This is a genomic window from Halobacillus seohaensis (assembly GCF_042663045.1).
GTDB classification, from domain to species: Bacteria; Bacillota; Bacilli; order Bacillales; family Halobacillaceae; genus Halobacillus_A; species Halobacillus_A seohaensis.
Genome location: NZ_JBHSZV010000011.1, coordinates 14756 through 38181 on the forward strand (window position 1 = coordinate 14756; position 23426 = coordinate 38181).

Below are 23426 nucleotides of genomic sequence, written 5' to 3' on the forward strand. Positions count from 1 at the left end.
AATGAGGTGAAAAAAATGAGCACTGCTTTAATTATTATTGATATTCAAAACGACTATTTCCCAAACGGAAAAATGGAGTTATTCAATCCCGTAAAAGCAGCCGATAATGCAGGTGAAATTCTTGAATGGTTTAGACAGAATAACAAAGATAATATTTTTCATGTCCAGCATATCGCAAATGATGAAGGGTTAGGCTTCTTTCTTCCAAATACTGAGGGAGTAAAAATTAATGAGGCTGTATTACCAATAGAACAAGAAAGCCTTATCATAAAACATACACCTAACAGCTTCTTCAAGACTGAATTAGAAAACAAATTAAGAGAAAACGGTGTGACCAAGCTTGTGATTGTAGGCATGATGACACATATGTGTATTGATGCAACAGTCAGATCTGCAGTGGAGCTAGGCTTTGAAACTACACTTATTGAAGATGCTTGTGCGACCATGGACTTATCTTATCAAGATAAGGTCGTCCCAGCAGAACAGGTTCATTATTCATTTGTCAGTGCTCTTAACGGAATGTATGCCAATGTAATTTCAGCCGGGGATTTCCTGAAAAAAAATTAATTAAATTCAATTAGGAGATTGTTAAAAACAACAATCTCCTTTTGTTGATGTTTGTACACGTAATTGGGTAAAGATAGCATCTGTAGATTTTACCACCATTTCCCCCAAAAAGTCATTTTCATAACATGACCCGTGATAAAAAGAGCATTTCAATAAGCTACATACTCTTTACTCCTTCATATCCTTCATTTTTTATAAAACGTGTTTTTCTTCATAGGATAATTTCCTTTTCCAATAACTTCAAGAAAGGAAATAAGCTTGCAATAGCTATTTCTACTGCAATTTTTCTCTGGCCCAGCCTCAAAAAACCGCTTGAACCTTAATTAGGCTCAAGCGGTTTTTAGGCAGGACGCCCTGAATTAAATCAATACGAGATAAAAATAGTTAACTAATCATGCCATAATCCTAAAGAACTGCCAATATTTTAGTTTGTATCAACACCCAAATAATTTTCCAAGGCGAATCTCCAAAAAGAGGATCAACCCCACAAGTGTAGGATTGGTTTCTGACTTAACGTATTACAGAGTCTTAGTACGAATAAGTTACATTATTTTCAATAAGCGTTCTTTCTAGTTTTTTCAACTTTTCAATTGATTCTTCAGAGGAACGTTTCCCAATTTCAATAACTAATGCCTCTATCAATGTAATAATTGGTACCACAGAAAATTGTTTTTCACTTACTTCTACTTTTAATGTTACGGATGCGTATCGAATAATAGGACAAGAAACATGATCTGTTATCAATATTATCTTGACACCCAGTTGATGGACCAACATAGCTGCTTGTATAATTCGATTAGTGTAGGGCTCAAAAGCAAAAACAAGTAAAACTTCATCTTTGTCAAATTGTAATATTTTATCAAATAGTACTTCGGTATCATGGCTTAATTGTCTTATCTTAGAATAAAATTCTCCAAGCAACTGTTCAAGATATAAAGCCATGGCCTTATAGGGTCTAGCACCTAAAACATTAAGCTGACTTGAATGACTAATAACGTCAATTACAGTTTCAAAATTTTCTACTAAGTTTGAGTCTAATGATTTATCCAGTATGTTCATTGATTCCTTCCAAACTTGTATTATAGTTGGAGTACTCTCTTCTTTATTTGGGATTTCTGAAAATGACTTCTTTAATGTCCATTTTGAATCAGCAGGCAATGATTCATTAAAGATATCTTTTCGAAAATCATTAAAGTTGTTATACCCTAGTGCATTTATCGCACGCATAACGGTTGAAACTCCAACGTTAGCATTATCTGCTAGCCCTTTAACAGTTATCAATCCTATCGATTGATAATTCTTCAAGATATAATCACATAGTTGTCTTTGTTTTTTCGGTAGGGAATCCTTAATATTAATAATTTCAGTAATTAATGATTGGTCATCTGAGCTCATTTGAATCTCCTTTCACCTTCTGGCGACAGGTATCTCATATGAGTATATTATATCTCATTACTGAGGATGAACCAATCAAAAGTTACGTTTTCCTACATGGATCCTGTCCAATATAGAAGAGTCAAATACCGGTGTTCCAATAGTTGTTCAGTTTACTTTGATTATTAAGACAATCAATGAATTTCATACTGTTTCAAGTCAACGGTTTTCTTAACCTTACTCCGTTTCTCTGCAACCAGAATTGCTGAATACAAAACTAATGCAATTCCTAACACTTGCCAGGCTCGTAGATATTCTCCTAGAAAAAGTACTCCAGTTAATACGGCAACAATTGGTTCTATCGTAGCTAAAATGGATGCCTTACTAGCTTCTAAGTGCTTTAGTCCTGAAGTGTACAAAACAAAAGCTGCAACTGTTCCTACTAACGATAACAATAACGCTGACAACCAAACATCTACATATTGAAATTGATCAACCTTTCTTATTGTTTCACTTGTTAATAACATGAAAATACTTGTATAGAGAAATGTGTACGTGGTTATTGTCAATGAAGAATACCGTTTTGTTAGAGGCTTACTGAAAATACTGTACAACGCATAACAAAATCCAGATAGAATCCCAAGAAAAAATGTATTCATAGAAATACTTTCTTGCCCTAATGGGAGTAGACCTACAACAAATGCACAACCTGTAATAGCAAGAGCAAGTGCTAAGCTTTTACGAATAGTCAAAGATTCTTTAAAAATAAATCGTGAAAGAATGGTTACAAACAGTGGCCCCGTATATAACAGTGTTACTGCAAGGGATAAACTTGATTGAGAAAAGACTTCAAAGTAAAAATAATAAAAAAACGCAATACTAAAAATTCCTGCACCACCGAAATAAAAGTGATCTTTAAATCTGGTGCGTAACTGGTCACGATAAAATATAGTCATAATTAGAATGAGAATAACAAAGGAAAAAATTCCTCGAATGGCAACTACGTCCCATGGTGTAAAGCCATGAGCATACAATGGAGCAATAAATAAACCAATTAGTCCCCAACATGCCGCGCCAGCGATTGTGACAAGGTAAACTCTAAGATTTAATATTCTTTTTTTCATAGCATCCACTCCAGCGCTAATTTAAGTCATCTGGGTACTCCTATCAGTATTAAGGCATATAAGTTTCCCTATTTAGCCTTTTTAATTTTTTGGCTTAGTGTAGAGCTCTCCTTAGGAAGCTCCCCAAGGTAATTCTTTTTCTTCAGCAGATTGCCACTAATGCGGAAGTTTTCAAGGAACAACCACAACATTGGAATCGTCATCAATAATCCTCCTATATTCAACAGACCCTTAACGGAATCAGAGCCTCCAGAAGCGACTAGAAGGTAAGAGACTGTAGTTACAATACTTCCCATTAAAATTTTCACCTTGGTAGGTGGTTCATCATCAATCTGCTGGTCATGAACACACAGAGTAGCGAGTACAGAGCTCATAGGATCGGCCAGTGTTACAAAGGAACAAATAACGGTTACAAGGAAAACGATTTGAATGAAAGTACCGCCTGGCATACTACCAAGAACCTGGTAAATTGTAGTCTGCATTCCTAACTCCTGTACAGCAGCCCAAACATCTACTAGGCCAGAAGACTGCGCTTTCATAATCATACCGGAAAAAACCCCAATCCAGATGATACAAAAGGTAGACGGTACAAGAATGTTAAACAACAAAAATTGGCGTACAGTTCGCCCTTTTCCTAGGCGAGCCAAAAACATTCCTATAACGGGAGCAAAAATTATAAAGGCGTTCCAGTAAGTAATCGTCCACTCACTCGGCCACGAATCCTGGGGAGCCATCGTATTATTATAAGTAATCTTGCTCCAGAAATTATCCATGAGATTACCAATAGCTTCAGTACTGATTTTACTGATAAACCGAGCGTCTCCGAAAATAAGCGCATATCCTAACAAGAAAAATAATAGTACCATGGTGATGGATGAAACTTTCGTCAATCCCTTAGAGATACCCGTAACAGAGGAAATAATAAAAAATGCTCCAACAAAAACCGCGATAAGCAACCAGACCATATTCCCTTGTGGTATATGAAATACACTTTCAATACCGGCACCTATCTGAAGAAGACCAGCACCCATGGAGTTGGAAACTCCACTAGCAAGAGCAAAAACAGCGAATACCTGGACTATAGTGGTCAGCCAAGGAATCTTACGATTGAAACTATGTTCTACAAGTGAACCAAAGGAAAGACTCTTCTTGGAATTATAAGTTAGCAGAGCGAATGCGAGACCGCAAAAAGCATACATGCTGTACTGAACGAAGGACCAGTTAAACATTGTTTGACTAACTGCGAAAATTGCAGCCTCCCGGGAACCGGCCTCTACACCGGGAGCTACAGGAGGTGTCATAAAGTGGTAAATAGGCTCTCCCATGGCCCAGAACAGCAAGCCAACTCCTATTCCTCCACAGGTGGTGATGGATACCCATTGCCAGGTAGTGTACTCCGGCTTTGCATCCTCGCCTCCGATACGAACATCCCCATACTTAAAAATTACGAAACAAACTGCAAAAATAATGGCCAATATAGCTAAAATATTAATCCACCAACCAAAATTATCTCCTACCCAATAAATAGTATTATTCAGGACTGCACCAAAATTTTCTGTAAAAAACATACCGAAAATAATTTCTACCGTAAGGATAATTATAGCTGGGATAAATACGGCCTTATAAAGGCTATATGTTTTTTCATTTTTTCTCATACAACTTCATCTCCCTCCTTATATTCTATCAATCTAATAACGAGTTTAATATTCTTGTTGATTATATTGATCGAAAACCCTCATTAAACCTCGTCATTTATAATCAATGATGTAGTTTTATGAGGGGATGCCTGAAACTTTTAGGTGATAGAGTTTAAAATACAGTCTAACACTATTTAATTAATAATCTTATCTACAATTCTAATGTAATACAATGGCAAAAGTGAGAGATAAGTTCCTCAAACACAGTAATGGCAACGCTTACAATTTAATTATAATGTTTTTTCTAATAGAAATAAGAGGGTAAGGGGTGTAGAAACTTTTACTGCTTTACTCAACAAAATCACTTAACTAATTAGAAACCACAGCCTTGACTTCCTTTTCTTTTTGAGATTCAAGAAGCCCGAATTCCAGTAAGCTATTAATATTTTGTGCTGCATTAACCCCCGTTTGAATAGCTGTTTCAGTATAAAGGGTACCTAAATAGTCACCTGCTAAGAACAATCGACCCGCAGATTTTGTTAAAATTGGTTGTATTTTTGCACGCCCTGGGTAAACATAAGCTGACCCTAATGGAAATTTATTTACATGAGCTTCAACTACATGATCACTAAAGCCAGGAAATATTTCATTTAAATCTTTCAAATATATTTGAATAATTTCCTCATCAGTTTTATCTAGAAGCTGGCGACCACGATCAGCTGGTGAAAAAGTCATAAAACTACTTCCTGGCTTTCGTTCCTTTGAAAAGGAATGCACTAGGTTAGAACTATGGATAAGAACATCGAATGACCTTTTAGGCGTAGCAAAAGCATATACATCATCCCAAACTTGAGGTTCTGTTTCATTTGTTAAAAATGCTGCACTAACATGTGGACCGTAGCTCACCTGATCAAGAGCGTTTGCGATTTCCGGATCAATGTTCACCGCTATTTTTTTTGTAATAGGGGCAGGAGTCGCGAGGACTGCATAACGTGCTTCCTCCACATGCTTCACGCCATCTTGAATATAGTGGACAACAACCGAGTCTTCTTTCTGAATAACTTCTAATACTTTTGCTTTTAGTTGAACTTGTTCGCCTAATGTTGTTGCCATAGTATTCGTAAACGTTGATGGACCCCCAACAATATTTCTCGTCAGCCCTTCACCTTTATTCCATATCATGTGGAAATAACCTACACCTGCCCCCGCAGATATTTGTTCAGGATCTCCAGTAGATCGGCTAACTGTAGGTCTAAAAATCGCATCAGCATCTTCTGGTAATACACCTGAAAAATCAGTGAAAGTTTGATCATTCATAAATTCTAAAACTCGTTGTTGATAAGCTTTATAGTCCTCTGCTGGACGTCTTTTTGCTACTCTGCCATATTTCATAACAGCTGCACGCACTTTAGCCCCTGCCCACAGTAGAGCAAATCTAGATTTCCATGACATAGGGACCCTAAATGGATACAGTTCAACTCGGCCACCTAAAAGCAATTTTCCATTCAAAAACATTGCAGATAAAGTGCCAGGCACAGGTAATGCAGTTATTCCTACAGATTTAAATAATTCATCTGTAGCTGAACCAGCTCCAGCATATACATGCCCGCCCCAATTCAACCAATAATCTCCTCGACGTTCAGAACGCACCCTTCCACCAACACGATCATCAGATTCTAAAAGTAAAATATCATGGTGTTTAAGACGCCAGGCAGCAGACAAACCAGCAAGTCCGCCGCCTATGATAATTACATCTTTCATTGGATCTCCCTCCCTCTTGTATATTTATAATTCTCCTAATTCAATTCAATTAATGTTGTTTCAACCTTACTTCCCCTAATTCAATCAATATTGTTTCAATCTTTGACTTAAACTTATCGGAAGCAGGCACTAGTGGCAATCTACTTGAGCCTCCTGGTAATCCTAGTGCTTCCAAGCCTGCCTTTACTGTTCCCGGAACAGTTTCTTCTTCAATAGCATTATATAGGTCGAGCAGTTCCTGATTTAATTTAGTTGCTTCTTTTAAGTTGTTTTCATTTACGATTAAATCATATAGTTTTGCTATTTTTCTCGGAGCCAAGTTGTGGGCTACTCCAACAGCACCATGTCCTCCTAAGGCTAAGGTAGGTAAAATTAAATGCTCAAATCCAGTAAGTACCGCGAAGTTTGGATTTTCTTTTGTTAATGCAATAAGTTTAGAAGTATGCTCGCCATCAGCAGTATTTTTAATACCAACAATTCCATCTATTTGACTTATTTCATGAATTAGTTCTGGATCAAGTTCAACACCTGTAGCATCTGGATAATGATAGATTACGATCCCAATGGTAGAGTTTTCTGCTACTGCCTTGTAATGATCAATAATTCCTTGTCTACTTGTTGGCATATAATATGGATTTATTACCAAGGCACAATCTGCCCCAACTTCAGCTGCGTATTTCGTAAGTTCAATTGTTTCTTCTGTTCGGTGACATCCTGTACCCGCCATAACAGGTATTCTACCTTTTGATGTTTCACACACAAATTTAATTACTTCTCTTCGTTCTTCCATGCTCATTAGTGAGTATTCTCCATTACTTCCTCCCACTAAAAGACAGTTCATTCCTCCATCTATTAAATGTTGGATAAGTTGTTCAATACCTTTATAGTCAATACTATTATCTTCTTTCATAGGTGTAGGTAAAGCTGGAATCATTCCGAAAGGTTTATACATATAGATCCTCCTCAAAAATTTAAATTAAATGAATTTTCTACCGGTTTCATGATTTTTCAGGTCTGTTATTGTTTAATATTCACATACACACTTTTCACTTCTGTGTAATTCTCCAATCCATACTCTCCACCCATTTCACGTCCAATGCCAGATTGTTTGTATCCGCCGAATGGCATTGTCTCCCATTCAAGTCCAACATCATTAATCCAAACGGTCCCTGCTTGTAGTTTACGGGCAATATAGTGGCCAGTTTTTATATTTTCTGTCCAAATACTAGCCGCTAAGCCATAATTGCTATCATTTGCTCTTTCAATAACCTCTTCTACGGTATCAAAAACGAAAACCGACATTACTGGTCCAAAGATTTCTTCTCGTGCAATAGTCATGTCATCTTCTACATCCGCAAAAATTGTTGGTTTGACAAAATACCCTTTATTAAATGCTTCTTCGCCTCCCACTACAAGACGTGCACCTTCTTCTTTTCCTTGCTCGATATAGCCAAGAACAGATTGTTTTTGCTTTTCTGAAACAAGTGGCCCCATGTCTGTTTCTGAATCCATTCCTGCACCTAATTTAACCATGCCTACATGTTCTGCCAATTCTTGAACTACTTGATTATAATGTTTACGGTGCACATAAACTCGTGTACAGGCACTACAATTCTGTCCATGGTTATACATCGTACCGTTAAATGCCCCTTCTATAGCTTCTGTTATGTTTGCGTCATCTAAAGTAATTGTTGGGGACTTACCACCTAACTCGAGAGTAACGTTTTTGATTTGATCTGCAGATTTTTTCATTACCTCTTTTCCAACATCTGTGGATCCAGTGAAAGATACTTTGTCAACTAAATGATGAGTAACAATAGCTTCACCAGCTTTTCGACCCGATCCAGGAATGATGTTGACCACACCGTCAGGAAAACCAGCTTCTTGGAAAAGTTTAGCTACATAAAGTAATGAAAGCGGTGTTTCACTTGCAGGCTTAATCACAACTGTACAGCCAACAGCTAGAGCAGACCCGAGCTTCCAAGCAGCCATCAAAAGAGGGAAATTCCATGGAATAATTTGACCTACCACCCCAACAGGTTCGTGCTCAGTATAATTCAAATATTCTGGCGAAACTTGTGTTGTTTTTCCTTGAATTTTGGTTGCGAAACCCGAATAGTATCTGAAGTGTTCGATGGATCCATCAACATCATCTGTTAATGCAACTTTATAGGGTTTACCGTTATCAAGGGCCTCTAGTTGTGCAAGCTCTTCACGATTTTCTTCTAGAAGATCTGCGAACTTGTAGATGAGACGCGACCTTTGAAACGCTTTCATTTTTGACCATTCACCATTATCAAAGGCTCTTCTTGCAGCTCTCACGGCAGTATCAACATCCTCCGTTTGTGCTTCACTAACTTGGGCAATTGTTTCTTCAGTTGCAGGGTCAATAACATCAAATGTTTTTCCATTGACCGCTTGTACGTATTCTCCATTAATGTAGAGACCTATATTCCCTTCCAAGAACTCTTTTACCTTGGGTTTTAATTCGTAACCAGTTGCTTTCATTAGTATTTCCTCCTATGTTCACCCTTGAATTTTAAAAAAACAGAATTTTTCTACTTGTTTGAATTTAATATATCAAACATGTGAATTAATGTAAACCTTTTATTTTAAAACGGAATAAAATCATTCATTTACACAAAATTCATAACATCTATATAATTTTATGTAAAAAAATAGAATCACTTTAATATGATGATTCTCTAAACAGTTAAATTATTGAGTTCTTATTCGACTAAAATTCATATTTAAAGAAGGAAATATTATTGTATAATCACTCCCTTTAACAAAGGACTCTCGCATTTAAGCCTAATCAAACATCATCTTTACATTTTGGAAATTTCGCGTTAAGCGATTTTTAACTAAAAAAAGTCGAATTCCTGTTAAGGAACCGACTTTTTAAAATTGGCTTGTTCAACTATCGCTACCTGTTATTGTAAGTCCCTTACAATGTAGCTAGAAGAAGATCCTTTTCTTATAGTGAAGAAATCCGGAAGACTCAGTGTCGAGACATATTAAAGGTAACTAGGCTCTCCCAGTCCATTTGCAAAATCATTAATTTCGGGGTTATTTGTCTTGAGAAGCTGATAGACGAATTTGATTGCTATACAAAAACCATACGAATTCTTCGTATGGTTTTAAAAGATTTAACAAGGGGTTCTCGAGAAAAGAGTAAGCATTCTTCGGAAGAATGTTTACTTACATTTTTCTACCATTCTTTTTAGTTCTACTTTTATACTTTTCTAACGGATTCAATTTCTTTTTCTAACGTTTCCAATTTTTCTGTTATGGGTTTTAATGATTCCTGAAGCATCACTTGCAAGCACCTTTTCATCTTCTTTTAGAGTGGATTGCATATACACCTCTTATGTGGTGATGTTAAGTAAAGTTTATGCTTCCTCGATTGTGCTGATTGGACTGAATAATTCATAGGTACTTTGCTCGTTTGGTACGCCCCACTCCTTAAGAGCACCGTTTATCGCTTTCAAAAAAGGAAGGGGGCCGCAAAAGTAAAAATCTTTCCGGTTATCGGATAGCACCGTTTGTAGAAAATCTAAATCAATAAATCCCTCTTTATCATAACGATGTTCGGATCGGTCTTGTTCAGTAGGATTTGAGTAGCATACAAAAGAAGTGACGTTCTGATTTTCTTTCACTAATTTCTCTACGTGTTCCCTCATCGCATGGACATTACTATTCTGAGCTGCGTGAATAAACGTGATTTCACGTTCAGAATGATTTTCAACCAGGGTATTGAGCATACTCATCATTGGCGTTATTCCTACGCCTCCACTAAGCAAAACAATCGGTTGTTCTTCTGTTGTATACGTGAAATCCCCTGCAGGGGCTGCAATAGATAGTGTATCCCTTTCTGAAATTTCGTTATGAAGATAATTCGATACAATTCCGGCTGGTGCACCGTCTTGTGAATCCTCGCGTTTTACGCTTATTCGGTAATACTCCTTATTAGGAGCATCTGATAAACTATAATGTCTCATATGAAAGTACTTTTCGCCCTCTATATCTGCCTGTATTGTGAGATATTGACCAGGTTTATAAGAGGGAATAGGTTTACCGTCTTCAGGTTTTAAATAAAAAGAAGAAATGACATCGCTTTCTTTCACTTTTTGGTCTACATAAAAAGAACGATTCTCGATCCATCCACCTGGTTGTTGCTCCGTCTGTTGGTAAAGTTTAGCTTCCGTTTCAATAAAGATATTTGCAATGGCTTTGTAGGCTTTCTCCCAAGCTTCTATGACCTCATCCGTTGCTGTTTCGCCGAGCACATCTTTCACAGCTTTGAGTAAAGTCTCACCTACAATCGGGTATTGTTCGGCCTGAACACCTAATGCCCGGTGCTTTTCGGTCACTCTCTCTACCATTGATTCGATTGCTTTTAGATTGTCAATATTGGCTCCAGCTAAATAGACGCCATATGCCAATGCACCTTGCTGAATACCACGTTTTTGATTCGTTTGGTTAAACATGTTGTACAAATCTGGAACGCGTGAGAATAACAATTCGTAAAACCTTTCACCAATTTCCTGGCTGTGCTCCTGCAATAACGGAGCCGTTGATTTGACAATCTTAATCGTACTTTCGTCAAGCATTAGATTACCCCTTTCGTATTTAATGTTGGCAGCATTGTTAGTGTGTACGTATTCACCTTTCTTAATCTTCTAGGGTGACAGGGTACTTATTTCACAGTATCCAAGGTTACAGATACCAATGAATGGGTATAATTAATAATCTATTTAAATGTGTATTTAAAATACATCTTTATAGTAACTCAGAGTCATGTTTAAAGCAATATATATAATACTACTTTAAATAAATGGACACATTTAGGAGACTGATGTGAATTTCAGTGGTAAATAACGCATTAATTTTAGGGTTACTTTTCTTAAGAAACTGATAACAGAATGAATTTGTTAAAAAAACAAGGGTTTTTTTGGGATATATTTGGAGAAAAAAGACCTCTAATTGCATTAGAAGTGTCCAATCTATATTCTAATCTGCAAAGAAATGCATTAGGAGCAGCTACCTTAATTGGATTTAGTCAGGTTGCTTTTACGAGGGACAAAAATTGCTATAAAACATGTTAAAGCATTTGGGAATAAATTAGAGGAAAGTTATCTCACTGTACCTATGACTTGGGAAACGGAGATAACAAATAATACAACTAAAACCTTTTCAGATAAAATCATAATGTTTTATACATCCGCTTTAATATCATTAAGTATTGGTTATTATGGTACTGGTCTAGCACAAAGTCCAAGAGTAGATGTCGGTCTCATGTATAACAAACTTCCAGTGGAAATTCAATTACATTCTAAGGATGGGGCTAATATTATGATTCAAAATAGATGGTTAGAACAGCCGATGGCTTCAGATAGGGATCAGTTAGCAAGAAAGAATAATCCAAATATGTAATATATAAATTAGGTAAAAAAAGAGTAAGTGAAAGACTTTCGTTTTACTTTTTTTACATTCACGCAACGTAAAGGTGTGCTGAGATTTTATATATAAATACTTGAGTAGCCATTGTTACTCTAATTACATTTTACCCTAACTACCGCTATTACTCGCTGTTGCAGCTGCTGTAACCCCAGCGATCATTGCCGCTTGCTGTGCTTGAATAATCGTTTCAATTGTCGTTTGAATACCAGTTGTAATCAAGCTAGTATTTTCTACTTTATCTCTCACAATAAAATTAGTAGCGATAATAAAATTGATATCCTTTTTCCAGCGGAATTGCTTTTCAGTATTGAACCGATAATATAATGACATAATGGTTTCAATATCCTTTGAACTGTTTTCGATCAATGCGAGTAGACCAATCGCTGGGTAGAACATAGGCTTTACTCGCAATCCCATTTTTTTAAAATCGTGGGTTAAACGCTTAGCTCGGTCAACTAGTACAGATGCATCCACATCCTGTTGAATGGTAAAAATATGACTTAAAAACTGCAAATCGTTCCCTTTTCGGAACCCATTTTGATCCAATTGATCAATAATACCTATCAATATCACTTATTAGATCGTCGATATTACTATCTAATTGCGCCAATAATAACGCCAATGGATAATCATTGTCACCAGTCAAAAAGTAATGACTTTTCTTCATATTTTTATAAATAATCATTGCCCGATCAATAAGGAGGTCACTGTCTGTTTCAGCATTTGATGTAAGTAAACTTAATGCAGCAATATACGTAAAGTTCCCTCTTTTGAAGCCACCTTCTACGAGCTTCTCATAGACAGCAAGATACTTGTGAAAATTTTCTTTAGGCTCATCAAAACGGAGATCAATCATCGCTGCTATTGTAAATCGAAGGGATGATTTCAATGTCGAAAAAACCCCAACATTTTTCTTAATATAATTACTTATAGCAGAAAACCTCTCCATTTGGAATGATTTTTCGTTCATGCTATAAAGTGAAGAGATCATCATTAACGAGCTTGGATCTACTGTACTCCACTTTAATTTTTTCTTTAACTGAGTAAATACCTCAATATATTCAGCAATAATTTGGTCAAGGTCCCGCCCCATTAGATCACATCCTTTGCATCCTGATTATTACTATCTACGAAAACATTGCAAAAAGGTATCATTTAACTTCCTATCATCTTCACAAGATTTTTTCCCACTCAACAAAGTTTCAATATAGTCGCCTAAAAATATAAATCAGAACAGAATGCAAAATCATAATCCCCGTTATTAAATACCACATAGCCATACGCCAATCATTGCCGTCTAATGGCATTACAAAGTCTTCAATAAGTCTAACGATAACCCATCCTATAATAAACATCGGAAAAATAATTGTATAAGACTTATTGAGAATTATTTGTCCACGTTCATCTTTTCCTTCATAACCAAATTGAAATTTAGACCAAAAAGTAAATGCAACAATTAAAACACCAAAATAAATATAGAAAAACATTTACGATTCCTCCCTTAGTTTATATTGAAAGACTTCTTCCAATTCCACCTCAAACAAAAGTGTAAGTTCATATGCTAATTTGAGTGACGGGTTATATTTATTTTTTTCCAATGAAGCAATCGTCTGTCTACTAACACCAATTTTCTCTGCTACATCTTTTTGTGAATACCCTTTTTTAGCTCTTAACACTGGTAATTCATTTTTAATTTCACCATGTTCATTCATTATCCATCCTCCTTATGAGTTATATACACTGTAATATATTTTTGACAAAATGTAAACTATTTTTATTTTATTGTCGTGTATTTTTTACTTAATGATGTTAAATCATACGTATGAAGTTTAAATCAGTGATGGTATTCCACTCCTGTACTATCTCTTTTTTATTTCGACCAAACCGATCAAGAGAATGAATGTAGAGCACTTCCCCCGGTCGGAGAATTCGCTTTAGGATCTGGTACTGGTCTCTTTCAAAATCCTTACCACTCACTTTATCGAAAAAACATCACGCTTATTGATTCCTTTTTCTTTCATGGCAGTGACGTTCTTCATTTTGATCTTTACTGCTCACTCCGTATTGTCTATTCTCCATTTTAAAGGGACACTCCCTTCCATTTAATTTTTTCCCTCCTTCAAGTGTTCCTTTTCGATCTTCATGATAAGTATTCCGACGAACTAGAGCCTTGTATCTTCAAACCGCTCTGCCGCTTCTTTAAGATTTACGTCCGCGGATTCCGAGGAGCGAGCGAGTTGAGGAATAGACTGATGAGCACACACTCCACCGATGAAGTACGTGCTCTGCTTGATGAGTTTACAGAAGAACATGGAGGGGTGACGGAACAGGAGGGTTTTTCTGTTTCTTAGGTTAAAGTCCTTTTCGTTAGACGTTAGAACCAAATCATTCTTATATTTTTACAGGAGAGGAGAGCCGTTTGTGCTTTTCTCTCTTTTTTATGGAGGATGTCCTTAAGGTTTATGGAAAATTGCTGCTTGTATGAGTCGTATACGAACAAGAAAGTGCCCCCTCGTTTTGAAACTGTCACAAAATTTTCTGAAACTGACAACAAAAGTGAATTTCTTGAAACTAGGAACAATATTTCCTTGACCATATGTTGATTAGGGAGGGTCAGCTGGATGTGGTGTTCTGAATGAGAAGTGGGGTCAGGGCCTTCTGCCATACTAAGTGATCGATGTGTTGTTGAGGATGAGAGACCTGACCCCAGATGTGACGTTCTCGTGATAGTGTCTTTTGGTAGAGGTTCTGCTTCTTCAATTGATCTATGTTTTAAATAATTTCATGGGAATCGTTATATTATCAGAAAATTATGGTTTCGATTCTCTTCTTTAAGAAGTATATAAAAACGCTTGAATCTTATAAGATTCAAGCGTAACTATTTGATGGAATACTGCCCATCCTTTAAATATAACCTCCAAAAGAAAAAGCCACTTAAATTACCTTAATCTATTTTTAACATACTTAATTTAACCTTTAGTAGCACCAGAAGTTAATCCTGATATTAGGTAACGTTGGAGATACAAGAATACAGCGGCAATAGGTATTGCTATTAATATTGCACCAGCAGCAAATCGAGTGAAGTTGTTACCAAATTGATCATTAATAAAATTAAATAGCCCTAAAGCTAAAGTGAAATTTTCTGGACTTCTCAATATAATACTCGGCAAGATAAAATCCATAAACGGCGTCATAAAATTGAAGAGTGCAACAACCGCCAAAATAGGTTTTGCTAGCGGTAACATAATTTTGAAAAAAATTCGAAAATGTCCTGCTCCATCGATTTTTGCTGACTCGTCTAATTCTCTAGGAAGAGTGTCAAAATAACCTTTTACAAGAAAGACATTGAGTGGGATGGCTCCCCCGATATATATTAATATTAAACCTGTCAATGTATCTAACAAGTTCACCATATTTAAAAGAAGATATAGGGCAACCATCGCCATAAGAACGGGAAACATTTGTAACAATAAAAAGGTATATATACCATTTTTTCTACCTATGAATTTATATCTAGAAAAGGCATATGCAATAAGAGAAACAACTATTACAGAGCAAATTGATGTGATAGTCGCTACAATTAATGTGTTTTTATACCATAGTAAATAATCACTACTAGGATCAAAAAAGAGCCACTTATAATGAACAAACGACCAGTTTTCTGGAAACATTGTAGACCCATATAAGCTTGTTCCCGGGTTTAAAGACAAACCTAATGTCCATAACAACGGATAAGAAATGAAAACGAAAACGATTCCAATAAACAAATACATTCCAATTACTTGAAGGTTGCTCTTAGTCTTTCTAGTCACTTACATCTCCCCCTCTTCTTTAAAGGAACGTGTGCGCCTGAATTGATAGAAAGCAAATCCGGCAATTATTAAACCAATAACTATCGATATTGCTGCTGCCATATTATAATTCTGAGTTTCAAAAGTTAAATTATAAACCCATGAAATCAAAATATCCGTACCACCAGCGTTCTGTCCCCGTACAGCAGGTCCACCTTGGTTAAAGAGGTAGATTATATTAAAATTATTAAAATTTCCCGCATATTGCATAATAAGAATTGGTGCAGTTGCAAACATTACTTGTGGGAAAGTAATACTCCTAAATTTTTGCCAACTCGACGCTCCATCCATATCTGCTGCTTCATACCAATCTTTAGATATACTTTGTAGTATCCCAGTAAATATGGCAAATACAAAGGGGAAGCCTACCCAGATTTGGATACCTATTAAAGCAATTTTTGACCAAAATGGATCTGTCATCCAGGGAATCGCTTGATTAAAAAGCGGACCTAAAATATCGTTATTAATTGCACCAAAATCATTATTAAACAGGGCAGCAAAAATCAATATAGTGACAAATGCTGGTACAGCCCAGGGTAATATTAACACCGTTCTAATGAATTTTTTGAATTTGATTCTCGGGTCATTCACAAAGATAGCTAGGATTAGCGCTAAAGCTATCTGTAAAGTAGTAGCGACCAATGTCCAAATAACTGTCCATGAAAAAACACTAAAAAATGTACTACGCCAAATGGGTACCGTCACTAATGATATAAAGTTTTCAAATCCTACCCAATTCAATAAATTTTTTGGAGGAGAATTATATAAATTGTAATCTGTAAATGCTATAAAAGTCATATATAGTAATGGGAACACAACAACAAAAATTAACAAGAACAGCCCCGGCCCTATGAGTATGTATGGAAAACCTTTATTCCATCCTTCTCGAAAGCTTTTTCGCAGACTATCACGTCTAATTCCTTGTTGAAACTTCACCGCTTCTTTATAAGCATCGAGTAAATTTAATACATAAAAGGTTATTGCAAACCCTGTTATTATAAGAGAGATTATCCCTTGAGCAAGCAGGACACGAGAATCGTCTAATCCAGGGATTTCACCTAGCGTTAAGAGTCCCCAATATCCTATATTTAAAAATTGATAGAAGAACAAAATAAACGATATGGTAAAAAGTAAAAAAGTTGTTCCCTTAAAATAATGACGATTATACAATTGCCCTAATCCAGGAACAAAGGATAATGTAACTGCTACTTGCGGTTTATGTCTTTGCTCAGCCAATTTTTACACCACCTTATAAATCTTTGGTGAAAGAATGGTTATCACATTCTTCCACCACACTTGCTGACTTATTAGTTTTCCCCACCATGTAGCGAATTTTGCTCTTTTATTGTTGCTTCAGCTTCTTTCAATACTTCCTTAGGGTCTTCCCCATCACCAATGAATACTAAGGCATCCCCCATTGGCTCCCAAATTTGTGCCATTTCCGGAATATTTGGCGTAGGATTAGCGTATTGAAGTTGCTCTTGAATTCCTTGATAGAGTTCACTTTCAATACTCACACCCTCCCGTGCTGGAATACGTCTAGTGTCTTCAAAGAGAAGCTCAGAGTTTGCAGTATTTGTCATAAATAAAGCGAAATCTGTTGACCAATATTTATTTTCACTATATTCTGATACTGCTAATCCCTTTACACCTAAGAAAGATTCTAACTGCTTTCCCTTATAGGTTGGCAGAGGAGCAATAGCTAACTTATCTCCTAATCCTTCCTCAAAATCCGGAATCCCCCACGGTCCTGAAATAATGGCTCCAACTTTTCCCTTGCGGAATAATCCATTCATTACATCGTAAGTAAGGCTTTCTGGAATATATCCATTCTCGTGCCATGACTGGATAATTTCTGCACCCTCAACTACTTCATCACTTGATAAACCAATATCGCTAGTATCATATCCCCCTTGTTCACTTTTTCCGAAAACATATCCTCCCGCCGCAGTCAGGAAAGGAAATGTGGGATATAAATCAGAGGTAATATTTAAAAACCCAAATTCATCTTGGTCTGTGTTTGTTAACTGTTCAGCAATTTCATTAATTTCTTCTATTGTTTGAGGGGCTTCAGGAACGAGTTCTTTATTATAGAATAAGCCAATTGTTTCAACTGAAGATGGAATCCCTAAAAGCTTTCCATCAACGGTGAATGCTTCAATTGCTGATTCTTGGTATCCTTTCAATTGTTCATCTGTTATTTCAATTTCTGCAGCTAGTCCTTGTAAGTAGGCGTCCCCAATTCGGTCATGTGTTTCATAAAAAAGATCAGGCCCTCTTCCTGCAGGAGCATCTAGAGAGATATCAGCATTTTCTGCAGCCACTACGTTCACCTTAATACCGGTTTCTTCTGTATATTTATCCCCAATGTTTTGAAATGCTGATTTAGTATCTTCCCATGCCCATAAAGTTAACTCTTCAGGCTTTGCTGGAACTTCCCCATTGGTGGATGCTTCTTCAGTTTCCCCTGTGTCTCGTTGTGGACCGCAAGCAGTCAAAATCATCGATAGTGATAACATTAATATAAACCCTCTTAATAATTTTCTTTTTAACATTGTTGTCCCTCCTATATACTAATTTGATAAATACACATTTGCTTCATAAGGTTTTAGGGTATGTTGTTTCGTTAAGGAAGCATTTATCTTTTTATAATTTTGTAGAATAAGAGAATATTCATTATATTTAAGATTATCAGGTAGTTCACCAGTAACACTTTTATCTGTCATGTTACATATGACAATTGCCTTTTTATCGTCAAGTTTTCGTTCATAAGCAAAGATTCCTCGGTGATCGGGCAGTAACAATTTATAAACACCATATACAAAAACTTCTTTTGTTTTTCTTAACTTTATTAGACTTTTATAAAAATTTAATATTGAATCCTCGTCTTCCATTTGATCTGCGACATTAATAGAAACATAGTTTGGATTTAATTTTAACCATGTATTTTCTGCCGAAGAAAAACCGGCATTAAATTCTGAATTCCACTGCATTGGTGTTCGAGCGTTATCACGACATTTAGCCCAGATTACTTTGATTAAATCTTCGTGAGATTCACCTTGCATGCGATTTGTATGATAGTAATTTAGCATTCCAACATCATTATAGTCTTGAATATTGTCAAATCGGACATTTGTCATCCCAATTTCTTGCCCTTGGTAAATAAAAGGAGTACCTTTCATCAAAAAATATAAAGTTGCAAGCATTTTTGCACTTTCTTTCCTATATAGGTGTTCATCTCCCCAGCAGGAAATACTCCTAGGCAAATCATGGTTTTCAAGAAATAAAGCATTCCACCCTTTACCTTCTAGTCCAACTTGCCAGTTTGTTAATGCTTGTTTAAACCCCATAATGTCTTGTGATTCTTCTGTACCCTTATCCCATAATGCAACATGATCAAATTGAAAGATCATATCAAAATAACCTTTTTCTTCGCTCACCCAAAATTCTGCATCTTCAACGGTGACACCCCCAGCTTCACCAACAGTCATTACATCGTATTTTTTTACTGTCTCCCCTGAGAACTCATCTAATAATTCATCAATCCCTTTTACGTTAGTTGTATATTTAGCAGCAGGTACTACTTCTAATTCTTTTGGATTTAGCATGTCAGGGAATCCAGGTTCTCTTTTAATATGTGATATAGCATCTATTCGAAATCCATCTATTCCCTTATCAAGCCACCAATTTACAATATCGTACAAAGCATGTCGTACATCAGGATTCTCCCAATTTAAATCAGGTTGACGTTTTGAAAATAAGTGCATAAAATACTCATTTGTTTGATTGTCATACTCCCATATTGAACCACTAAAAATCGATTCCCAGTTGTTAGGTGGCTGCCCATTTTTCCCTTCTTGCCAGATATACCAGTCTCGCTTTGGATTATCTTTTGAAGAACGTGATTCAATAAACCATGGGTGTTCATCACTTGTATGATTAATTACTAAATCAATAATGAGTTTCATATTGCGTTTATGAACTTCTTCTAATAATTGATTAAAGTCTCCCATAGTACCGAAATCATCCATTATGTCTTGATAATCGGAAATGTCATAACCATTATCATCATTAGGTGACTTATACATCGGACATATCCAAATAACGTCAATTCCCAAATCTTTAATATAATCAAGCTTTTGAATCATTCCTTGCAAATCACCAATTCCATCTCCATTGCTATCCATAAAACTTCTAGGATAGACTTGATAAGCTACACATTCTTTCCACCATTTTTTCTCCATGCTTTAATACACTCCTCAAGTATTCTTAACTATCATTAATAATCTAAATTTATCTCTTCAAATTCGTTACCCCATTTATTTATTAAATTACGTAACCGGTTACGTAACACTCAAAAAAAATTATCCCGTACCTAGACAATCTTTTTTTCTATTTAATTACGTAATCGCTTACATTAGTACCCTTTAATAGAGAGACTAGTGAGAACGCACACTCTGTCTCTCTACAAGTTGATGGCTAAGTATACAGCTTTCCATCTTTGAATTCGTTTCAATCATTTTAAAAATCATTTTTGCAGCCTTTTTGGCCATTTCATTGTGTGAAAGCGAAACAGAAGACAATGGTGGGGTCATAAATTTACACAAATTTATATCGTCCATACCTATAACAGAAATATCCTTAGGAACACTAATTCCTAGTTCAAAAGCAGCAGACAAAACACCTATACCAATTTCATCATTTTCAGCAAAGATAGCTGTAAGATCATGATTTTGATTTAATAGCTGCTTAAAAGATTTAATACCATCCTCAATAGAAAATCTCCCGTATTCTATACAGCGATCATCAATTGGTATGTTGAAATCAGAAATAGCTCTTTTAAAGCCCTCTACCCGGGGAATGGCATTACCAGCAATCCATTCTTCTTTATTCCCACTTATCATCCCTAATTTACTATGCCCATTTTGTATTAAGTGTTTGGTAGCGGAGTATGCTGCCTGATAATCATTTGCCATAACATAAGGGACCGGGAACTCAGAGTAAGCAGATAAAAGAACTAAAGGGACATCCATTTTAACAATATAATCATAATATTCTTTTTTTAATACTGTACTTGCAATGATTAATCCATCAATTCGCTTTTCATGCAATAACTGAAGGTATTTCATTGTTTTTATCCCTTGTGATTCAGTATGACATACTATTATACTGGAACCTACTTCGTGTGCAACTGACTCAATACCGGTTAAAAACTCAGCTATTAGAGAACTCGTTAAATTCGGAACTAATACACCTATGGTGTGTGTTCTGTTATTAGTTAGTCCCCTTGCAATTCCACTAGGAAAGTACTCTAATTCTTGAATAACGTCTAATACTTTCACTTTTGTCTTATCAGAATATCCACCTAGGTCATTCAATATTCTAGATACGGTAGCTGTTGATACATTTGCTCTTTTTGCAACATCCTTAATTGTATAAGCCATAATTCATGTTCTCCCTCATTACGTAACCGGTTACGTAATAACTTATCATAGAATGGAAACCCTTTCAATATTTTTTAATAATTTACTCATTTAAAAAGGATAATACCTACTTCACTTAAAAACAAATAAGCCTCTCAAAAGGTCCAGAGGATTTTTGAAGGGCTTTTAAAAATTATATTAGCTTGAAGTGAGTCTTCCGTATAAGGGTGGAATTCTATATCCATTAAATGGAACAACAGTTGACATACTATTGCTCATTTATATTTATATCTCTCTATGTAGGGTGTTTGGCTTTATTTACCTAAGAGAATCCATTAGCGGCATGAAGTGATATCGCCTAAACTACTATTCGATATCATCAGTGATGACGATTACACGTGACTCAATACAAAATGCATAATTATGCCCCGATTGCTAAAGATCTATATTTTCGCAAAGAAGATATGACTCCTTGTTTTGAAACTGGCCACCTAAAACAGAATTCCTTTACCTTGTGTAGATCTGGGAGCTTCAGCTAGATGTCCTGAATGAGAAGTGGGGTCAGGGCCTTCTGCGATATTAGTGATCGATGGTTGTTGAGTATGAGAGACCTGACCCCAGATGTGACGTTCTTGCGGTAGTGTCTTTTGATAGAGGTTCTACTTCTTTTCAGCGCGAGTGAATCATATTTTACCACTTTAACGCGGTGGACTTTAGCTTGGTGGGGGACTGTGAGATTCAAAAATAATAACCTCTTGACTACATCAATATGTAAATCAACAATAAAATATTTAATAAAACTGATACTGAAGTTATCCATAACCAACTGTTGCTTTTTTCGTGTCTGTTATAAAAAGCTTTCATTGTAATGGAAAGGTTTTCGCGAAACTCCCATATCCCTTCATTTAACCAGTACAAATGGGTTATTATTTCTGCCTCTGTTCCATGAATTTCCTCATTAAATATTAATCTTGTCACTGTTAATGTTTCATATAAACTATTAACTTTTTCATTGTCGACACTTTCCAAATAAGGTGATGACAAAGCTATTGTTCCTCTAACATTGCTATCTAATTTTTTATATTCGCACCTAATTGAATTAACACCTTTATTTTCAGCTGCTCTGGCAAGAGTTAATGCGTAATTTGCCAATTGGAATAATTCTACATTTGTTTCGTGTAATATATCTATTTTTTTGTCAAGGTACTTGTCCTCTCCCTTCCTTTGTAAGTTTTCTTTCCAACGTTTATGTTGCATTAATTGATTAACACCAAGAACTATTAATGCAACCATCCCCCCTATTCCAGCACTAATTAAAGATGCAATTTCGTTTCCCATATTTTTCACCTCACTTACAGATTTTACTGCCATCTGATGACACTTACGACACACCATGGGAGCAAACCTATTCCCTTGAGATTTATCTATTAGTGTTCTAATGATATGATTGAACAAGCAATTAAAATAGGAAGAACGTGATTATTATGCCTCTTCTCACCTACGGCAACACAGAAATCGATTATATATTCCATTACCAGAACCGCAAAGACTTGAAAATATCCGTTACTCTCGTAAACGGAGTAGAGGTTTTTGCTCCACACAATCTTGAAACAGAACAAATGAATAAACTGATCAAAAAGAAATCCCCTTGGATCTTAACCAAGCTTAGAGAACTAAATGAAGTTCAGGTATCGGTTCAACCGAAGGAATTTGTGAGTGGTGAGAAATTTCCTTACTTAGGTCGTCATTATCGCTTAAAAGTTCACAAGGAACCTATCGAAAAAGCCAAACTCCAATTTAAGCAAGGAAAGTTCATTGCTTCCGTTCCCCAAAATTGGTCCCAAGAACAAACGAACCATTATTTAGAAGGTGAGTTCATTCAATGGTACCGAATCCATGGGACGAGCAAAATCGAAGAACGTGCTGATTACTACCAAACCATACTTGGTGTTCAGTCGAATTCGATTAGATTACGGACGCAACATAAGCGCTGGGGCACGTGCACTCCCGGTGGTGACATCTATGTCAACTGGCGTCTCGCCATGGCACCCGTCAAAGTGATGGATTATGTCATTGTACATGAATTGGCCCACTTGCTTGTAGCTGAACACAATGAGCATTTTTGGAAAATCGTTCAGTCGATTCTACCGGACTATGAACAACGAAAAGAATGGCTTCGCGTCCATGGAATGGAATTGCATAACATCGGATAACCAAAAGGGCATG

General features: G+C 36.1%; 19 protein-coding genes and 3 pseudogenes. 4 read left to right on the forward strand and 18 right to left on the reverse strand.

Translation table 11 applies throughout. The features are described from left to right. Positions 1-15 precede the first annotated feature (15 nt). Positions 16-567, forward strand: coding sequence for a cysteine hydrolase family protein (locus tag ACFQIC_RS03950; protein ID WP_204708904.1), 552 nt, complete (start codon positions 16-18; stop codon positions 565-567). 528 nt (positions 568-1095) lie between these two features. Here the strand turns inward: ACFQIC_RS03950 and ACFQIC_RS03955 are convergent. The 7 genes from ACFQIC_RS03955 to hmpA all read right to left on the reverse strand — a co-directional run bounded on the left by ACFQIC_RS03955 (position 1096) and on the right by hmpA (position 11076). After that, entirely contained in the window at positions 1096-1962 is an 867-nt protein-coding gene (locus ACFQIC_RS03955; RefSeq protein WP_204708888.1) for a MurR/RpiR family transcriptional regulator, read from the reverse strand. Between the two features lie 173 nt (positions 1963-2135). Next, on the reverse strand, positions 2136-3065 hold the full coding sequence (locus tag ACFQIC_RS03960) for a DMT family transporter (RefSeq protein ID WP_204708887.1): 930 nt from the start codon (positions 3063-3065) through the stop codon (positions 2136-2138). A 68-nt stretch (positions 3066-3133) separates the two neighbouring features. Then, on the reverse strand, positions 3134-4720 hold the full coding sequence (locus ACFQIC_RS03965; RefSeq protein WP_204708886.1) for a BCCT family transporter: 1587 nt from the start codon (positions 4718-4720) through the stop codon (positions 3134-3136). A gap of 351 nt (positions 4721-5071) precedes the next feature. Next, the gene (locus ACFQIC_RS03970) at positions 5072-6463 is read right to left on the reverse strand and encodes a flavin monoamine oxidase family protein (protein WP_204708885.1); all 1392 of its coding nucleotides are present in this window, start codon (positions 6461-6463) and stop codon (positions 5072-5074) included. A gap of 49 nt (positions 6464-6512) precedes the next feature. Further along, positions 6513-7415, reverse strand: coding sequence for a 4-hydroxy-tetrahydrodipicolinate synthase (dapA, locus tag ACFQIC_RS03975; RefSeq protein WP_204708884.1), 903 nt, complete (start codon positions 7413-7415; stop codon positions 6513-6515). Positions 7416-7480: 65 nt separating this feature from the next. Then, the gene (locus ACFQIC_RS03980; protein WP_204708883.1) at positions 7481-8971 is read right to left on the reverse strand and encodes an aldehyde dehydrogenase family protein; all 1491 of its coding nucleotides are present in this window, start codon (positions 8969-8971) and stop codon (positions 7481-7483) included. Positions 8972-9855: 884 nt separating this feature from the next. Further along, complete coding sequence (gene hmpA, locus ACFQIC_RS03985; protein WP_204708882.1) at positions 9856-11076, reverse strand: NO-inducible flavohemoprotein; 1221 nt, start codon at positions 11074-11076, stop codon at positions 9856-9858. Between the two features lie 312 nt (positions 11077-11388). On the opposite strand from hmpA, the pseudogene ACFQIC_RS03990 reads away from it, so the two are divergent. Beyond that, positions 11389-11899: pseudogene (locus ACFQIC_RS03990) on the forward strand (DUF3231 family protein). A 135-nt stretch (positions 11900-12034) separates the two neighbouring features. On the opposite strand, the gene ACFQIC_RS03995 reads toward ACFQIC_RS03990, so the two are convergent. From ACFQIC_RS03995 to ACFQIC_RS04015, 5 genes and pseudogenes are all read right to left on the reverse strand, one after another. Then, positions 12035-12493 carry a DUF4003 family protein gene (locus ACFQIC_RS03995; protein ID WP_390216956.1) on the reverse strand — a complete coding sequence of 153 codons (459 nt, stop codon included), beginning with the start codon at positions 12491-12493 and terminating at the stop codon, positions 12035-12037. Then, positions 12477-13019, reverse strand: a complete 543-nt coding sequence (locus ACFQIC_RS04000) for a DUF4003 family protein (protein WP_204708880.1) — start codon at positions 13017-13019, stop codon at positions 12477-12479. The genes ACFQIC_RS03995 and ACFQIC_RS04000 overlap by 17 nt, the downstream gene beginning before the upstream one ends. A 109-nt stretch (positions 13020-13128) precedes the next feature. Next, on the reverse strand, positions 13129-13413 hold the full coding sequence (locus ACFQIC_RS04005; protein WP_204708879.1) for a hypothetical protein: 285 nt from the start codon (positions 13411-13413) through the stop codon (positions 13129-13131). Then, positions 13414-13638, reverse strand: coding sequence for a helix-turn-helix transcriptional regulator (locus ACFQIC_RS04010; protein ID WP_204708878.1), 225 nt, complete (start codon positions 13636-13638; stop codon positions 13414-13416). 124 nt (positions 13639-13762) lie between these two features. Further along, positions 13763-14005: pseudogene (locus ACFQIC_RS04015) on the reverse strand (recombinase family protein); the annotation flags it as partial. 35 nt (positions 14006-14040) lie between these two features. On the opposite strand from ACFQIC_RS04015, the pseudogene ACFQIC_RS04020 reads away from it, so the two are divergent. Beyond that, positions 14041-14277 (forward strand): annotated as a pseudogene (locus ACFQIC_RS04020) (hypothetical protein); the annotation flags it as partial. 618 nt (positions 14278-14895) lie between these two features. Here the strand turns inward: ACFQIC_RS04020 and ACFQIC_RS04025 are convergent. The 6 genes from ACFQIC_RS04025 to ACFQIC_RS04050 form a co-directional block, all read right to left on the reverse strand. Continuing rightward, positions 14896-15738 carry a sugar ABC transporter permease gene (locus tag ACFQIC_RS04025; RefSeq protein ID WP_390216957.1) on the reverse strand — a complete coding sequence of 281 codons (843 nt, stop codon included), beginning with the start codon at positions 15736-15738 and terminating at the stop codon, positions 14896-14898. Further along, entirely contained in the window at positions 15739-17013 is a 1275-nt protein-coding gene (locus ACFQIC_RS04030; protein WP_204708877.1) for a sugar ABC transporter permease, read from the reverse strand. Positions 17014-17084: 71 nt separating this feature from the next. After that, positions 17085-18332 carry a sugar ABC transporter substrate-binding protein gene (locus ACFQIC_RS04035; protein ID WP_204708876.1) on the reverse strand — a complete coding sequence of 416 codons (1248 nt, stop codon included), beginning with the start codon at positions 18330-18332 and terminating at the stop codon, positions 17085-17087. An 18-nt stretch (positions 18333-18350) separates the two neighbouring features. Continuing rightward, positions 18351-20021: a glycoside hydrolase family 13 protein gene (locus ACFQIC_RS04040; protein ID WP_204708875.1), complete on the reverse strand. Its 1671-nt coding sequence runs from the start codon at positions 20019-20021 to the stop codon at positions 18351-18353. A gap of 195 nt (positions 20022-20216) precedes the next feature. Next, positions 20217-21221, reverse strand: a complete 1005-nt coding sequence (locus ACFQIC_RS04045) for a LacI family DNA-binding transcriptional regulator (RefSeq protein ID WP_204708874.1) — start codon at positions 21219-21221, stop codon at positions 20217-20219. A 738-nt stretch (positions 21222-21959) separates the two neighbouring features. After that, positions 21960-22571: a hypothetical protein gene (locus ACFQIC_RS04050; RefSeq protein WP_204708873.1), complete on the reverse strand. Its 612-nt coding sequence runs from the start codon at positions 22569-22571 to the stop codon at positions 21960-21962. Between the two features lie 179 nt (positions 22572-22750). Here ACFQIC_RS04050 and ACFQIC_RS04055 point away from each other — a divergent pair, with 179 nt between their 5' ends. After that, positions 22751-23413, forward strand: coding sequence for a M48 family metallopeptidase (locus tag ACFQIC_RS04055; protein ID WP_390216958.1), 663 nt, complete (start codon positions 22751-22753; stop codon positions 23411-23413). Positions 23414-23426 lie beyond the last annotated feature (13 nt).

What these genes read in the sequence shown, in the direction of transcription:
- ACFQIC_RS03950 (WP_204708904.1), top strand. Translation starts at nt 16, where the DNA reads ATGAGCACTGCTTTAATTATTATTGATATTCAAAACGACTATTTCCCA.
- ACFQIC_RS03955 (WP_204708888.1), bottom strand. Translation starts at nt 1,962, where the DNA reads ATGAGCTCAGATGACCAATCATTAATTACTGAAATTATTAATATTAAG.
- ACFQIC_RS03960 (WP_204708887.1), bottom strand. Translation starts at nt 3,065, where the DNA reads ATGAAAAAAAGAATATTAAATCTTAGAGTTTACCTTGTCACAATCGCT.
- ACFQIC_RS03965 (WP_204708886.1), bottom strand. Translation starts at nt 4,720, where the DNA reads ATGAGAAAAAATGAAAAAACATATAGCCTTTATAAGGCCGTATTTATC.
- ACFQIC_RS03970 (WP_204708885.1), bottom strand. Translation starts at nt 6,463, where the DNA reads ATGAAAGATGTAATTATCATAGGCGGCGGACTTGCTGGTTTGTCTGCT.
- dapA (WP_204708884.1), bottom strand. Translation starts at nt 7,415, where the DNA reads ATGTATAAACCTTTCGGAATGATTCCAGCTTTACCTACACCTATGAAA.
- ACFQIC_RS03980 (WP_204708883.1), bottom strand. Translation starts at nt 8,971, where the DNA reads ATGAAAGCAACTGGTTACGAATTAAAACCCAAGGTAAAAGAGTTCTTG.
- hmpA (WP_204708882.1), bottom strand. Translation starts at nt 11,076, where the DNA reads ATGCTTGACGAAAGTACGATTAAGATTGTCAAATCAACGGCTCCGTTA.
- ACFQIC_RS04000 (WP_204708880.1), bottom strand. Translation starts at nt 13,019, where the DNA reads ATGGGGCGGGACCTTGACCAAATTATTGCTGAATATATTGAGGTATTT.
- ACFQIC_RS04005 (WP_204708879.1), bottom strand. Translation starts at nt 13,413, where the DNA reads ATGTTTTTCTATATTTATTTTGGTGTTTTAATTGTTGCATTTACTTTT.
- ACFQIC_RS04010 (WP_204708878.1), bottom strand. Translation starts at nt 13,638, where the DNA reads ATGAATGAACATGGTGAAATTAAAAATGAATTACCAGTGTTAAGAGCT.
- ACFQIC_RS04035 (WP_204708876.1), bottom strand. Translation starts at nt 18,332, where the DNA reads ATGTTAAAAAGAAAATTATTAAGAGGGTTTATATTAATGTTATCACTA.
- ACFQIC_RS04040 (WP_204708875.1), bottom strand. Translation starts at nt 20,021, where the DNA reads ATGGAGAAAAAATGGTGGAAAGAATGTGTAGCTTATCAAGTCTATCCT.
- ACFQIC_RS04045 (WP_204708874.1), bottom strand. Translation starts at nt 21,221, where the DNA reads ATGGCTTATACAATTAAGGATGTTGCAAAAAGAGCAAATGTATCAACA.
- ACFQIC_RS04050 (WP_204708873.1), bottom strand. Translation starts at nt 22,571, where the DNA reads ATGGCAGTAAAATCTGTAAGTGAGGTGAAAAATATGGGAAACGAAATT.